This window comes from Mucilaginibacter sp. CAU 1740 (assembly GCF_039839285.1).
Taxonomy (GTDB): Bacteria; Bacteroidota; Bacteroidia; order Sphingobacteriales; family Sphingobacteriaceae; genus Mucilaginibacter.
Genome location: NZ_JBDOQS010000001.1, coordinates 958,249 through 972,697 on the forward strand (window position 1 = coordinate 958,249; position 14,449 = coordinate 972,697).

Consider the following 14,449-nt stretch of genomic DNA (forward strand, 5'->3'; position numbering starts at 1 on the left):
TTTTAGTTGATTGGTATTTATTCAATACGTTACTTGCCGCTTACAGGTAATTTGTAAGTAATACCGGCACTTAACACACGCGATCTGATAGCCTGGTTATCCGCATCTACCGCTGTTTTGTTAAGGTTAGTAACCCCACGCATATACCTTAAGCTAAGGCCCCAGCCCTGTAATGATTTTTTAAAGTCATAACCTATACCTCCGCCAACGCTCATGTCTGTGCCTTTGTAATAGTCTTTAGTATTTTGACTGGCTTGGTCGTTGTACTTTGCACTTGCCGCTATTAAAAAGCCCAATTGGGGACCGGCTTCAATGTAGCCGCCAAAGCCAAACTTATACTGTACCAACAGCGGGATTGTAATGAATGAATGCCTTACGTGATATACGTCGTTATTGCTTAGGTCTTTATAATTGGCACCTTCGCCCGAGTAGTTAACGCCGAGTTGCACGCCTACGGAACTACCCAAATTATACTGACCGAAAACGCCGACATAAGGCCGGGCTAAAAACACGTGATAAAAGCCGTTAACAGGTTCGGTAGCAAAATTTGCCCCTGCCCGTATCCCCGGAGAGAATTGCGCCTTCACGGATAGTGTTGAACATACAGCAATGCAAACGATTGATGTGATAATGATGTGTTTGAATGATTTTTTCATGTTTGGGTTGTGGATTGAATGAGTTTTTTGTGGTTGATTTACAAATATTTACAAAGCAAAGATGTGAGGGGATCGGATGCTGTACAATACGCAATTCATCGTATAGTGTACCAAATTCGGCAACAGACCGAGTACTGTTATATCATATCTTTTACGTAGATTGATTGACCTGAACAGCACTTAATTTTGCAGGATGTTGAACAAAAAAACTATTTGCATAGTAGAGGATAAACACGAGTTGCGTGATGCCATGACTACTATGGTACAACTGACCAACGGGTTAATTGCGGCGGGTAGTTACGCGAGCGCCGAAGAAGCTACTCCTGCTATAATGAAGTTGAAGCCCGATGCTGTGATGATGGATATTAACCTGCCGGGTATAAGCGGAATTGCCTGTGTTGCAGCATTAAAAAATCAGTTTCCGAAAATGCTTTTTTTGATGTGTACAGCTTATGAAGACAGCGATAAAATATTCAATTCACTTAAAGCAGGAGCAAGTGGATATATATTGAAAAGCGAAGGCCCTGCTAAAATGATAGAAGCTTTGGCGGATATGCTTGCCGGTGGCAGCCCCATGAGCAGCAGCATAGCACGCAAGGTAGTTAGCAGTTTTAAGCAGCACGAAGTCCAAAACGAATTGATACTGGCACTTACAGAGCGCGAAAAAGCCGTACTCGACCTATTGGCAACTGGTTTAATGAATAAAGAAGTAGCTGATAAGCTTTATATCAGCCCGGCTACGGTACGCACGCACATACAAAATATCTACGAAAAACTACAGGTAAACACAAGGGTTGAAGCGGTGAATTTATACCTGAAAAGATAAATTGTTTGGCGAAGCAGGTTAAGTGGGGAATGGCGATGCGAACTTGCTTTAGGTTTTTATGATATGCAAAATAGGCAACATGTTTGTTTTTAAGTGATAAGATCAATGGTAAAAAAAACAGTTTTAGTTATTTACGTAATTGCATTAATGCATATAGCCTGTTTGGCACAAACCACCAGGCTGGATAGCCTGAAAAACAAGATCGGCACTATGCAAACGCCGCAATTGAAACTGCAGGCTTTGTTTAAATTTTGCGATGAATGGGAATCGATGACGCCAGATACCTTATCCAAATTTACTAAAATAGCCGATAAAATTGCCATTGAAACCAAAAATAACAATGCCCGGTTGCAGTGCGATTATTATACCGTTGTTTGTTTATTTCAAAAAAATAAGTTAGACTCAGCATCTGCTGCCATCGATAACGTGATCAGGCGACTTACAGCCAGCTCTCCTTATGATAGCCGTTACCCGGTATATTATGGATTAAGAGTAAACATACTGATGCGAGGGCTGCATTATGATGAGGTGCTTAAACAAAATTTCAGGCTTATTCCAATTGCCGAAAAATATAAAGATACTGTTGGGCTTATTAGATTTAATTCGGGTATTGGGAATGCTTACGCACGGCTAAAAAAATTAAAAGATGCCTTGAAATGGCACTACACCGCGCTTAAGTTGATGCCTACCGAAAAACTTAAAGCCAAATGCAGTTTTGTTTTTACAAACCTTGCTATAGTTTATTACCACATTGCTACATTGAATGATACCAAGGCTAATGAAGACTCGATAGAAACGTATTTGCAAAAATCCATTTATTACGCCCGTAAAAACAATAACCTTACTAACCTTGCCAACGGCTTAACCATGTACGGCCAAACGCTGGCCGAATATGGTAAGATGAACCCCGCTAAAGCGGCCCTTGATGAAGCTGTTGAAGTGAGAAAAAAGATAGGTGATGTGCACTATCTTATTGCCGACCTTACCACGCTGGCCACGTTTTATAAAAATAATAATAACAGTGCCAAAGCTATTGAGTTAAACCAGCAGGCGCTGCAACTTGTAAACCAAAACGGGGGGGACATTTTATCAAAAGCATCGGTTTATGATGCCATGAGCGAAGCCTTTTTAGCGGCCCATGATTATAAGCGGCTAAGCGAGGTTCAAAGCGAAAAATTGAAACTACGCGATTCGATCTACAAGGAAAATACCGCCGAAGCAGTAGTTGAGCTGCAAACCAAATATGATGTACAGAAAAACGAAAATACCATCATCCGCCAAAAATATGATCTGAACAGGAAGCAATATCTTATTTATGGAATAACCGGTTTGTTGGTATTATTATCTGCTTTGGGTGTGGTAATACTAAGACAACGGAAACAAAAACAAAAGCAAAAGATTAAGGAAATTTTGGCCGAAAATGAACGGGAACTGCAACAAGCAATATCCGATGCTAAAGAGGATGAGCGTAAACGTATTATTGCCGACCTGCACGACGACGTAGGTGGCGGCTTAAGCACCATAAGGATGGTAAGCGACCTCATAGCCGAACAAAACGAACAGGCTGAGCAACTAAATCAATACGCTCAGAAAATATCAGGAATAACCAAAGAGGTAACACAACGAATGAACGTTATTGTGTGGGCATTGAATGCAGAAAACGATACACTGCAAAGCCTTATCGAATACATCCGGGCATACGGGTTTACATTTTTTGAAAACAGCCCAATTAAATTCAATAGTAATTTACCTGCCGAGGCTGTTCACGTGCAACTAAGCGGGCTGCAGCGTAAAAATGTTTTTTTATGTGTAAAGGAAGCGCTTAACAATATTTATAAGCATTCGGGTGCCAAAAATGCCTGGATTGAAATCAGCATGGTAGATAGCACCCTAACTGTGACGGTTAAGGATGACGGCGGCGGTTTATCAAAAGGTAATTCGTTTGGAAATGGTTTGAAAAATATCAGCAAGCGGATGGTGGAAATAAATGGCGAAGCTACCTTCGAAAACAATGAAGGTACAACTGTGTACTTACGGGTTACTATTACTGGCAATCGCACTGAGTAAAATTGTGCTGTAGATAAAACTGTAAAAGCTTTGGGGGTAAAGATACCAGATCGCGTGTAACCCTGCCGTAATTCTGTGTCTTTCATGTATCTTTGCGCCAAATTCAATATTCCATACAGTGATCAATGTTAATAATATTTCCGTTTCATTTGGCGGAACCACCTTATTCAGCGACGTAACCTTCTCTATAAACGAGAACGATAAAATAGCCCTGATGGGTAAAAACGGTGCGGGCAAATCAACCATCCTTAAAATTATTGCAGGCGCGGCTAAACCAACTACCGGTAACGTAACAGGTCCTAAGGATGCGGTAATAGCTTATTTGCCACAGCATTTGCTTACCCAGGATAACGTTACCGTTTTTGAGGAAACGATGAAAGCGTTTGATGAGGCCAACCAAATGCAAAAGGAGCTTGATGAAGTGAACGAGCAGCTTACTATCCGCACTGATTACGATAGCGATGATTACATGAAGCTGATTGAGCGCGTGTCTGAACTGAGTGAAAAAGTTTATTCGCAAGAGGAAGTGAATTATGATGCCGAGGTTGAAAAGGTGTTAAAAGGTCTGGGTTTTGAGCGTAAAGATTTCACCCGCCAAACCTCCGAGTTTTCGGGCGGCTGGCGCATGCGGATCGAACTGGCCAAGATCTTGTTAAAGAAACCCGACTTGATATTACTGGATGAGCCTACCAACCACATGGATATTGAAAGTATCCAATGGCTGGAAGATTTCCTGGTAAACTCGGCAAAGGCAGTAATGGTGATCTCGCACGATCGTACTTTTGTTGATAACATCACCAACCGAACCATTGAGGTTACCATGGGCCGGATTTATGATTATAAGGCCAAATATACCCATTACCTGCAATTGCGTGCCGACCGCAGGGTACACCAATTGAAAGCTTACGAAGAGCAGCAACGCTTTATTGCCGATAACCAGGAATTTATTGACAGGTTTAGGGGTACCTACTCTAAAACTTTGCAGGTACAATCGCGTGTAAAAATGCTCGAAAAGTTGGAGGTTATTGAGATAGATGAGGTAGATACTTCGGCCTTGCGATTAAAATTCCCACCGTCGCCACGTTCGGGCCAGTATCCGGTAATGGTTGAAGACCTGACCAAAAAATATGGTGACCATGTTGTGTTTCAGAATGCCGCCATGGTAATTGAGCGGGGCGAAAAAATAGCCTTTGTTGGTAAAAACGGCGAAGGTAAATCAACCATGATCAAAGCCATTATGGGGGAGATAGATTTTGAAGGAAGCTTAAAAGTAGGCCACAATGCCAAGATCGGTTACTTTGCCCAAAACCAGGCAGCATTACTGGATGAGAACTTAACGGTATTTGAAACTATCGATCAGATCCCGTTAAGTGATGGTTCGGTAAAGATCAAAGACCTGTTAGGCGCATTTATGTTTAGCGGCGATGATACCACCAAGAAAGTAAAAGTACTTTCGGGTGGTGAAAAAACACGTTTGGCCATGATCAAGCTGTTGCTGGAGCCGGTAAACGTACTGATACTGGATGAGCCAACCAACCACCTGGATATGAAAACCAAGGATATCATTAAAGATGCCCTTCGTGATTTTGACGGTACGCTCATCCTTGTATCGCACGATAGGGACTTCCTGGATGGCCTGGTGAAAAAAGTATTTGAGTTTGGTAATAAGCGTGTACGCGAGCACTTTGAAGATATTAAAGGGTTTTTGGCGTATAAAAAGATGGATAGCTTGAAGGAGATTGAGCAGAGTTAAGGGAGACGATACTCGTAAAATAAAAAGCCGGATAGATTAATCATCTCCCCGGCTTTTTATTTTAATGCGTTATAATAACAGATACTTAATGCTATCGCGATTTATTGGTGAGATATTTACGATATCATTGCGCTTTCAAAACCAAGTATATTTATTCATAAACTATATAAAATGCCAGGTAAACTAATTCGCCTTACACTAATGCTGTGTCTTTTTACAACGGTAGCCTCAGCGCAAAAAAAAGCGCCGGCAGTGCCGGATCAACTTTACAAAGATGTGGCCAGGGCCGACAGCTTGTTATTTAGTGCCTTCAATAACTGCGATAGCGTAACCTATAGGAAATTTCTTAAAGATGACTTTGAGTTTTATCATGATCTTGGTGGTTTGAACGTTGGTGTTGATTACGAAATGCGCGCTTTTAGGGAGATGTGCCAGAGAGGAAACCATATCCGCAGGGAGTTGATCAAGAGTACTTTAGAGGTTTACCCGATAAAAGATTATGGTGCTGTTGAGATCGGTGTTCATACTTTTTATCATACCAATAAAGGGCAGACACAGGAGAAGGTGAGTGGTACCTATAAGTTTGTGCAGGTATGGCAGTTTAAGGATGGGCTTTGGAAACTGGCACGTGTGATCAGTTATGGGCACAATGAAATGCACAATGATTAAGAAACGGATAAAATAATTTTTGAGGCGAGCAGAAGTTAGAAAAAAGGTTATATACGGTTTGTTTTTAATAAATAACCTGTAACGTTTTCAATAGAAAATCGTCTACCTGTAGCGTTTAATCGATTTCGCCGCTAATTTTTTTGACCTAACACCTTATAATGACACTATTCCTTCCGAAAATATATTTATGAGAACAATCAGGACTTTTATATTCGCTCTTACAGGTTTAATGAGCGTAACAGCCGCGTATGCGCAAACTAAATGCAATTGCGCTGCCAATTTTAAATGGGTTAAAGAGACCTTCGAAAAAAACGATGCCGGCTTTGCCTATGCCATACAGCAAAAAGGACAGGCGGCCTATGACAAGCAGGTAGCAACTCTTCAAAAGAAAATAACTCAATCGACCAGTCAATCAGCATGTGTCGATATTTTAACCGAGTATTTAAGTTTTTTCAGGAAAGCGCATTATTCCATGTCAGCCAATAATCCCGAAGTTACAGGCGCTGACCATACCGGAGCCTGGCCTGAGATAAAGCTAACAGAAGAAGAGGTGCGGAAAAGCGCAGAGCAAGGAAACCCTTCGGACTATACCGGTATCTGGGGGACTGGAGCTTACCGGATCGCTATCGTAAAAAACGCAGAAGGTTATAAAGGTGTTATTTTAAGCGCAGGAACCGGAAAATGGAAACCGGGCCAGGTAAAGCTGGAGATCTCAGCCAACGGTTCGGGCAAGTTTTATATGGGAAATTATTCCACCGTCAAATTTGACCAGCCCCTATTGATCGGCAAGAATACCGTTAAACTGGGATATGTTTACCTGTCCAGGATCTATCCCGTAATACCGGAGAGTGAATCAGTTGCACTGTATGCACGGGAGATTTCCACGGACACACCTTTTTTGCAGGAACTTTCAAAAGAGACAGTTCTTCTGCGTGTCCCTTCCTTCGACGAAGGTCAGCGCCCTTTGATCGATAGCCTGATCGCATCTAACTATACTTTACTGACCACCAAAAAGAACCTGATCATTGATATTCGCAATAACGGGGGCGGCTCGGATATCAGCTATAGCAAGATCACCCCTCTGCTTTATACCAACCCCATCCGTAGTACTAATGTTGAGCTGTTTTCCACACCACTTAATAACCAGCGCATGGCAGATTATTTAAAATTAGACCTCTCCGAAAGAAGCCGGAACCAGGTTAACGCGGCCTTGGAGCAGCTTAATAGCCATTTGGGGCAGTTTGTTAATCTTAACGGCACTGTTGTTTCTATTCAAAAAATGGATGCCGTACTTCCTAACCCTAAAAACGTAGCGGTGATCATCAATGAAGCAAACGGCAGCACTGCAGAAGAATTTCTGCTGATGGCCAAACAAAGCAAAAAGGTTAAACTTTTCGGCAAAACTACCATGGGCGTGCTTGATATTTCCAATATGTATTTTGTGGATTCACCGGATAAGCAATTTCATCTTGGTTATTGCCTTTCCAAAAGCTTAAGGATACCGGATATGAAGATTGATAACATAGGTATCCAACCGGATTTTTATATCGATCGTAGTATCCCGGATGCAGAGTGGTTAAACTTTGTCAAAGCTAATTTGGAACAATAAATATGTTGTAATACATATGGTTAATCTGTTAATTGTAGCGCCCTTTTGCGATTTAAAAAGACGCCACGAATGACATACCTTTGCGTTTTTATGCGATTTTTGGTAGGTCGGAAAATAGAAAAATCCCTTTAATTCACAATTAAAGGGATTTTTGATATTTTGTTAATGATAAAAGCGGAGAGGGAGGGATTCGAACCCTCGATACCCTTTTGGAGTATACACACTTTCCAGGCGTGCTCTTTCGACCACTCAGACACCTCTCCGTTTAAATGTGGATTGCAAAGGTAAAATAATTGCCCTTACTAACAATAAAAAAGCGAAGCCTCGTTTTGGGGCCCCGCTCTCACAAAAACTTAACTCTACTTATAAAAAATTGCACTCACATTAGTATGACGGATATTAGGGGCTTAGGTTTAATTTAGGTAAAAAATAGTTGGCTTTAATGCAGATAGATATTTTTAGCTTATGTTTGCCCCGTATCGCCAAATGGCGGTTAGTTAACGTAAAATCCTGTTTTGCTTGTAATGCTGAGCATCAACGATATTAAGAAACCTATTGCGGCCGATATAGATGTATTTGAGGAGAAGTTTAAGGCCTCAATGAAAAGTTCTGTTCCGTTGCTTGACCGCATTACCCATTACATAGTTAAGCGTAAAGGCAAACAGATCCGCCCTATGTTCGTGTTTTTTTCGGCCAGCATTTGTGGCGGGATTAACGAATCTACACATCGTGGTGCCGCACTGGTAGAACTCTTGCATACAGCATCGTTAGTACATGATGATGTGGTTGATAACTCGTATCAACGTCGCGGTTTTTTCTCTATTAACGCCCTTTGGAAAAATAAAATAGCTGTTTTGGTAGGTGATTACCTGCTATCAAAAGGGTTGTTGCTTTCTATTGATAATAATGATTTTCAGCTGCTTCGGATAGTATCAGACGCCGTAAAGCAAATGAGCGAAGGTGAACTGATGCAGATGGAAAAGGCCCGGCGCATGGATATTGGCGAGCCTGTTTATTATGATGTGATCAGGCAAAAAACGGCTTCGCTTATAGCATCGTGCTGTGCCTGCGGCGCTGCATCGGCAGGGGCAAGTGATGAGGTCGTGGAGAAAATGCGGTTGTTTGGCGAGAAAATAGGTATCGCTTTCCAAATTAAGGATGATATGTTTGATTTTGGCACCGATGATGTTGGCAAACCTCTCGGCATCGATATCAAGGAGAAAAAAGTTACCCTGCCACTTATTTACGCGCTGGCCAACTGTTCATCATCTGATAAAAAAAGGGTTATCAACCTGGTGAAAAACCATAATGAAGACCCTAAAAAGATTGCCGAGATCATCCGTTTTGTAAAAGAAACCGGTGGCCTTCAATATGCCGAAACACAGATGAAGCGTTTTCAGGATGAAGCTTTCGAAATTTTAAATACTTTCCCGGATAGCGAATCGCACCGCGGTTTGGAGCAATTGGTGCGGTTTACCACCGAGCGCAATAAATAGCTTACCTCTACACTAACTTAGGAAGTAAAGCAGCTGATTGAATATTGGCGTTTGGTAATTAGAAAGCCCGATGCATTTATGTTCGGGTAAACTTTACTAACTTCGTAAATGCAGTCTTTACAATCCCTCTTTCCCAAAATAGGTTTCTTTTCTATTCTTGATGTATTGCTGGTAGCGTTGATCATTTACCAGTTATATAACCTTATCAGGGGCACTATAGCAGCAAATATATTTATCGGTTTCGCGGTGATCTTCGCCCTTAATTTTGTGGTAAAGGCACTGGACATGAAATTGCTTACCATTATATTGGGCAAGTTTGTTGACGTGGGGATCATTGCTATAATTGTTGTATTTCAGCAGGAGGTGAGGCGGTTTCTGCTGTTGGTTGGTAAAAACGCATCGTTGCAGCGCAACAAAGCCTGGTGGAAATATTTTTTCGGCCGTGCCGAAGTTGAGAAAAATAATTACGCCCGCATCAAGCCTATTATTGATGCCTGCAAAAGTTTAAAGCAAACCAAAACCGGGGCACTTATAGTGTTTGCCAAATATTACGATGAGCAATTTTATCAAAACAGTTGCGAAGTTGTAGAAGCTAAAATTTCGAAACGTTTGCTTGAAAGTATTTTTCAGAAAACAAGTCCCCTGCATGATGGGGCGGTAGTGATATCTGAAAATAAAATTAAATCGGCCAGTTGTATTTTGCCGCTTACCGAAAAAACTGACCTGCCGGCGCAGTTCGGTTTGCGTCACCGCGCAGGTATTGGCGTAACAGAAGCAAATGAGGCTACAGCCATTATCGTATCTGAAGAAACCGGCGAGATCTCGTACGCTAAGCAGGGCAGGGTTAAGATGAATATCAGCTTTGCCGAGCTGGAAAAAGTTTTGAATAAGGATTTTTAAGTACGATTTAACTAACAAGGGATTAAATGTAATGCTATTACAGATCTCCATCGATAAACTCATAGAAACCACCAGGGTTTTACTCTCGATAGCAGGTCGCTACTTGCTGTTTGCGGGTGCGTTCTATTTGTTTTTTTACGTTTGGAGAAAACGGGCTTACTGGCAGGCCAAGATCCAACAGCGCTATCCCGAAAATAAACATATCCTGAGGGAGATAGCATATTCATTCATTACCATATTGATATTTGGCGCCGTGATCATGCTGGTGATCTACTCGGGTAAACATGGCTGGACAAGGATCTACTCTAATATTAGCGAGTATGGCTACGCATATTACGTTTTTAGCATTGTGCTGATGATTTTTATGCACGATACCTATTTTTATTGGACACACCGCGCTATGCATTGGAAGCCGTTGTTTAAGCTGATGCATAAAGCACACCATTTATCAACAAATCCCACACCCTTTGCCGCTTATGCCTTTCATCCCCTGGAAGCAGTGGTAGAGATTGGCATTGTGCCGCTCATAGCTTTTACTATCCCGTATCACGGAACCGCACTAACTATTTTTTCGCTTTACTCGCTACTCCTTAATGTTACCGGGCATTTGGGGTATGAACTTTTTCCGAAAGGGTTTGCAAGCCATAAATTATTTAAGTGGCATAATACTTCAACCCACCACAATATGCATCACCGTTTGGTAAAATGTAATTATGGTTTGTATTTTAACATTTGGGACAGGCTTATGGGTACCAACCATCCCGATTACGAAAAAAGCTTTGAGCAGGTAATGGATAAAAGGATTGCAAATAGCAAGGTGTACAACAGGGAGTTACCCCGAGAGCTGTATTCAACCAACGATATATGATATTTTTGTGGCGTTATTGTTTTCGCGTATGGATTACAGCTGTGTTGGTTGGCCCGATTGTGTTATTGCTAATGCAATGTTTTTTAAATACTCAACTTAGTTTTTCAACCAACGTTTTTTGGGCGGCGTTACAACTTTCGTCGTACATTTTATATATGGCATTTTTTGGATCTTTGCTGTCTGCCCCCGGTCTGTTGATCTTTTATCTCACCTTGAAATTTTCCAGCAAACTAATCTCTAACCAAAGGTTATTGAAGTCGCTTGTATGCGGCGTTGGTGTTTTACTTACGTTTCTTCCTTTTCTGATTCTGTTTAGGTCAATCTCGTTTTTTAGCGAAAAAGGTTTTATAGGTTACCTTTCTTATCCTTTAGTTGTTGTAGCTGCAATATGGTACTACGATCTGGGTTTCAAAACTGCGGGCGCTACGGAGTAACAATGTTTTTCTTTATGCCCGAAGTATCCGGATTTTCATTGCCCAATTTTTTAACCAGCATATGATATCTCATCCCCGGCTCATCTGTTTTAACAATCGGCATCCTATCGTTTGAGTAAGTTTTAACGATTGGCATGGTGTAAACAGTTGTATTACTTATTATCTCCCTGGTATTTAAAGTAGCCCCGTTAAAATTATTTGATTGCCCTTTTTGCGGTAGTATCGGGATAAACCTTGATAAACTTGTATCGGCTGGTTTTAGTTTTAAAAACTGATCTAAAGGAGTAGATGGTGTTTTTTTGACGTTTTGCGCATTAAGCTGCGCGGTTGCCGCTACCAATATGATAAACAATAAGGCTTTTTTCATGGTTTTGATGCTTTATATACGAAGATAGCTAACCTGCAATAATATATAAATGTTAAATAATGTTATTTATTGTTAAAGGGTTTTTAATTGTTGAGGATTACCCCGGCTGTAAAACCACAGATTTTATTACTTTTGTTGAAAATTAGAAAACCGATGAGCGAACTCATTAAAAAACAAGTGAACGATGCAAAGGCCAACATGGAAAGGGCCATTGAGCATGCGGACAACGAATTAAATAAAATACGTGCTGGCAAAGCAAGCCCATCTTTATTGGATGATGTTAAGGTTGATTACTACGGTACACCTACACCGCTTAGCCAGATTGGTAGTGTAAATACTCCTGATGCCCGTACTATTGTTGTTCAGCCATGGGAAAAATCATTACTGGGCGCAATTGAAAAAGCTATCAAAGAAGCTAATTTAGGCCTTAACCCACAAAATGACGGTATCATTATCCGCATCAATGTACCGCCACTTACCGAAGAGCGTCGTCGCGACTTGGTTAAAAAAGCCAAAGGCGAGGCCGAAAACGGTAAAATTGCTATTCGTAACATCCGTAAAGATGCTAACGAAAAGATCAAAAAATTAAAACCGGAAGGGGTTTCTGAAGATGAAATAAAAGTAGGCGAAGCTGAAGTACAAAAACTTACCGATGCTTACATCGCTAAAGTAGATGTACTTTCAGAAGCTAAAGAAAAAGATATCATGACGGTTTAATATTAACCTTGTGTCAAATTAAAAGGGAATGAGCTACTTAGCCATTCCCTTTTTTTATGTTTGCTGCCGAAACATGAATGTACTAATTTCTTACTTAAAAAAACACCGCTGGATAGTTGTATTCGCGCTATTCCTTGCGGCCATGAATATAGGTTTTTCGCTGTTGGACCCGTGGATAACCGGTCGTATTGTTGACCGGGTTATTGAAAAACGCAGCAGCCTTAATTACGACGCTTATCTTAACCAGGTATTGGTACTGGTTGGGGCGGCCATTGGCGTTGCCATGGTATCGCGTATAGCCAAAAACTTCCAGGATTATTTTACCAATATTATTACCCAAAAGGTAGGTGCCGAAATGTATGCCGATGGTTTGAAACACTCCCTTGAGCTGCCTTACCAGGTTTTTGAGGATCAGCGCAGCGGCGAAACCCTGGGAATACTGCAAAAGGTACGTTTGGATTGTGAAAAGTTTATCACCTCGTTTATCAGTATCCTTTTTGTATCGCTTATCGGGATGGTATTTGTTATTGTTTACTCGGTTAGCGTAAGCTATAAGGTTACCCTGGTGTATTTCGCTGCTATTCCTGTAATCACCTTTGTGAGCATGGCCATGAGCCGCAGGATAAAAAAGATCCAGAAAACCATTGTTGCCGAAACTACAGCGCTGGCCGGTTCAACTACCGAATCGTTAAGGAATATCGAACTGGTAAAAAGCCTTGGCCTGGCCCAGCAGGAAATTAAGCGCTTAAACAATACCACCTACAAGATCCTCGATCTGGAACTGAAAAAAGTGAAGTATGTGCGTAGCATGAGCTTTGTACAGGGCACTACAGTAAACTTTGTGCGCAGCGTAATGGTGGTGGTTTTATTGATGCTGATTTTTAAAGGCACTATCTCTCCTGGTCAATATTTCAGCTTTTTATTTTACTCGTTCTTTTTATTTAACCCGTTACAGGAACTTGGTAACGTGATATTATCATGGCGCGAGGCTGAGGTTTCGTTAGGTAACTTCAACAGGATTTTGAGTATCCCGATTGATAAAAAGCCAGAAAAGCCTGTATTGCTTGAAAAAGTTGATACTTTAACCTTTAGCGATGTAAGCTTTAAACACTTAACAGCTACACGTAACGCTTTAAATCATATCAACTTCGAAACAAAATCTGGTCAGACCATCGCTTTTGTTGGCCCTTCAGGTTCGGGTAAAACTACTCTGGTTAAATTGCTGGTAGGCTTGTATCAACCACTTGGCGGGGATGTTTTATATAACGGCACGTTAAGCAAGGAAATCGACCTTGATCAGCTGCGCGAGAAAATAGGTTTTGTAACCCAGGATACACAACTGTTTTCGGGTACCATCCGCGAAAACCTGCAATTTGTTCGTCCCGATGCTACTGACGAGGAATGTATGGATGTACTGCAACGCGCCGCCTGCCAAACCTTACTGGCCCGTGCCGATAAAGGTTTAAGCACCGTTATTGGTGAAGGTGGTGTGAAAGTATCGGGTGGTGAAAAGCAACGTTTATCTATAGCCCGCGCCTTACTGCGTCGCCCGGATATATTGGTGTTTGATGAGGCTACCTCAGCTTTGGATTCGATCACCGAAGAGGAGATCACCGAAACCATCCGTAATGTATCCGAAACAGAAAATCATATTACCATACTGATAGCTCACCGCTTATCAACCATTATGCATGCCGATAGCATTTACGTGCTTGAAAAAGGCCGTATTATTGAATCGGGCAAGCATGCCGATCTGATCGCTCAAAAAGGTTTGTATTACGCCATGTGGAGGCAGCAGATAGGAGAGAAGGATACAGCGGATGCGCTGGATTAATCATTAAAACCATAAAGGCGATGTGAAAACATCGCCTTTATGGTTTTAACTTCTCCATCACGTCATTGCGAGGTACGAAGCAATCCCCAAGAGGCAGAGAAACCAAGCAAGTTCGCCCTGCATAGTCGGGGATTGCTTCGTACCTCGCAATTGTAAAGGTTAGATAATTCGGTAACAGAATTAGGGATTATTTTTGTTGTTTAGGGTAGCCATATCAATGGGCTTTTTACCATTAATCCCCTGATGTGGCCTT

The 14,449-nt window shown here is 41.5% G+C and carries 12 protein-coding genes and 1 tRNA gene; 10 read left to right on the top strand and 3 right to left on the bottom strand.

The genetic code is table 11. The features are described 5' to 3' along the window. Positions 1-29: 29 nt before the first annotated feature. On the bottom strand, positions 30-656 hold the full coding sequence (locus AAFN85_RS04355) for a porin family protein (protein WP_347525736.1): 627 nt from the start codon (positions 654-656) through the stop codon (positions 30-32). Between the two features lie 193 nt (positions 657-849). On the opposite strand from AAFN85_RS04355, the gene AAFN85_RS04360 reads away from it, so the two are divergent. The 5 genes from AAFN85_RS04360 (at position 850) to AAFN85_RS04380 (ending at position 7,580) form a co-directional block, all read left to right on the top strand. Further along, a complete protein-coding gene (locus AAFN85_RS04360) occupies positions 850-1,482 on the top strand; it encodes a response regulator transcription factor (RefSeq protein WP_347525737.1) in 633 nt (210 codons plus the stop codon). A gap of 105 nt (positions 1,483-1,587) precedes the next feature. Next, positions 1,588-3,549, top strand: a complete 1,962-nt coding sequence (locus AAFN85_RS04365) for a histidine kinase (RefSeq protein ID WP_347525738.1) — start codon at positions 1,588-1,590, stop codon at positions 3,547-3,549. A gap of 118 nt (positions 3,550-3,667) precedes the next feature. Then, positions 3,668-5,302: an ABC-F family ATP-binding cassette domain-containing protein gene (locus AAFN85_RS04370; protein WP_347525739.1), complete on the top strand. Its 1,635-nt coding sequence runs from the start codon at positions 3,668-3,670 to the stop codon at positions 5,300-5,302. 171 nt (positions 5,303-5,473) lie between these two features. Continuing rightward, positions 5,474-5,971 (top strand): nuclear transport factor 2 family protein, encoded by a 498-nt coding sequence (locus tag AAFN85_RS04375; protein ID WP_347525740.1) that lies wholly within the window; start codon positions 5,474-5,476, stop codon positions 5,969-5,971. 187 nt (positions 5,972-6,158) lie between these two features. Continuing rightward, entirely contained in the window at positions 6,159-7,580 is a 1,422-nt protein-coding gene (locus AAFN85_RS04380; RefSeq protein ID WP_347525741.1) for a S41 family peptidase, read from the top strand. Between the two features lie 175 nt (positions 7,581-7,755). Here the strand turns inward: AAFN85_RS04380 and AAFN85_RS04385 are convergent. Then, positions 7,756-7,843: transfer RNA gene (locus tag AAFN85_RS04385), tRNA-Ser, on the bottom strand. 261 nt (positions 7,844-8,104) lie between these two features. Here AAFN85_RS04385 and AAFN85_RS04390 point away from each other — a divergent pair. From AAFN85_RS04390 to AAFN85_RS04400, 3 genes are all read left to right on the top strand, one after another. Continuing rightward, positions 8,105-9,076, top strand: coding sequence for a polyprenyl synthetase family protein (locus AAFN85_RS04390; RefSeq protein ID WP_347525742.1), 972 nt, complete (start codon positions 8,105-8,107; stop codon positions 9,074-9,076). Between the two features lie 108 nt (positions 9,077-9,184). Next, positions 9,185-9,976, top strand: coding sequence for a diadenylate cyclase CdaA (cdaA, locus tag AAFN85_RS04395; RefSeq protein ID WP_347525743.1), 792 nt, complete (start codon positions 9,185-9,187; stop codon positions 9,974-9,976). Between the two features lie 31 nt (positions 9,977-10,007). Beyond that, the gene (locus AAFN85_RS04400; protein WP_347525744.1) at positions 10,008-10,844 is read left to right on the top strand and encodes a sterol desaturase family protein; all 837 of its coding nucleotides are present in this window, start codon (positions 10,008-10,010) and stop codon (positions 10,842-10,844) included. A gap of 423 nt (positions 10,845-11,267) precedes the next feature. On the opposite strand, the gene AAFN85_RS04405 is transcribed toward AAFN85_RS04400, so the two are convergent. Next, positions 11,268-11,645, bottom strand: a complete 378-nt coding sequence (locus AAFN85_RS04405) for a hypothetical protein (protein ID WP_347525745.1) — start codon at positions 11,643-11,645, stop codon at positions 11,268-11,270. A gap of 153 nt (positions 11,646-11,798) precedes the next feature. Between AAFN85_RS04405 and frr the strand changes: the two genes are divergently transcribed. After that, positions 11,799-12,362 carry a ribosome recycling factor gene (frr, locus tag AAFN85_RS04410; protein WP_347525746.1) on the top strand — a complete coding sequence of 188 codons (564 nt, stop codon included), beginning with the start codon at positions 11,799-11,801 and terminating at the stop codon, positions 12,360-12,362. A gap of 73 nt (positions 12,363-12,435) precedes the next feature. Beyond that, positions 12,436-14,196 (top strand): ABC transporter ATP-binding protein, encoded by a 1,761-nt coding sequence (locus AAFN85_RS04415; protein ID WP_347525747.1) that lies wholly within the window; start codon positions 12,436-12,438, stop codon positions 14,194-14,196. Positions 14,197-14,449 lie beyond the last annotated feature (253 nt).

What these genes read in the sequence shown, in the direction of transcription:
- AAFN85_RS04355 (WP_347525736.1), bottom strand. Translation starts at nt 656, where the DNA reads ATGAAAAAATCATTCAAACACATCATTATCACATCAATCGTTTGCATT.
- AAFN85_RS04360 (WP_347525737.1), top strand. Translation starts at nt 850, where the DNA reads ATGTTGAACAAAAAAACTATTTGCATAGTAGAGGATAAACACGAGTTG.
- AAFN85_RS04365 (WP_347525738.1), top strand. Translation starts at nt 1,588, where the DNA reads ATGGTAAAAAAAACAGTTTTAGTTATTTACGTAATTGCATTAATGCAT.
- AAFN85_RS04375 (WP_347525740.1), top strand. Translation starts at nt 5,474, where the DNA reads ATGCCAGGTAAACTAATTCGCCTTACACTAATGCTGTGTCTTTTTACA.
- AAFN85_RS04380 (WP_347525741.1), top strand. Translation starts at nt 6,159, where the DNA reads ATGAGAACAATCAGGACTTTTATATTCGCTCTTACAGGTTTAATGAGC.
- AAFN85_RS04390 (WP_347525742.1), top strand. Translation starts at nt 8,105, where the DNA reads ATGCTGAGCATCAACGATATTAAGAAACCTATTGCGGCCGATATAGAT.
- cdaA (WP_347525743.1), top strand. Translation starts at nt 9,185, where the DNA reads ATGCAGTCTTTACAATCCCTCTTTCCCAAAATAGGTTTCTTTTCTATT.
- AAFN85_RS04400 (WP_347525744.1), top strand. Translation starts at nt 10,008, where the DNA reads ATGCTATTACAGATCTCCATCGATAAACTCATAGAAACCACCAGGGTT.
- AAFN85_RS04405 (WP_347525745.1), bottom strand. Translation starts at nt 11,645, where the DNA reads ATGAAAAAAGCCTTATTGTTTATCATATTGGTAGCGGCAACCGCGCAG.
- frr (WP_347525746.1), top strand. Translation starts at nt 11,799, where the DNA reads ATGAGCGAACTCATTAAAAAACAAGTGAACGATGCAAAGGCCAACATG.
- AAFN85_RS04415 (WP_347525747.1), top strand. Translation starts at nt 12,436, where the DNA reads ATGAATGTACTAATTTCTTACTTAAAAAAACACCGCTGGATAGTTGTA.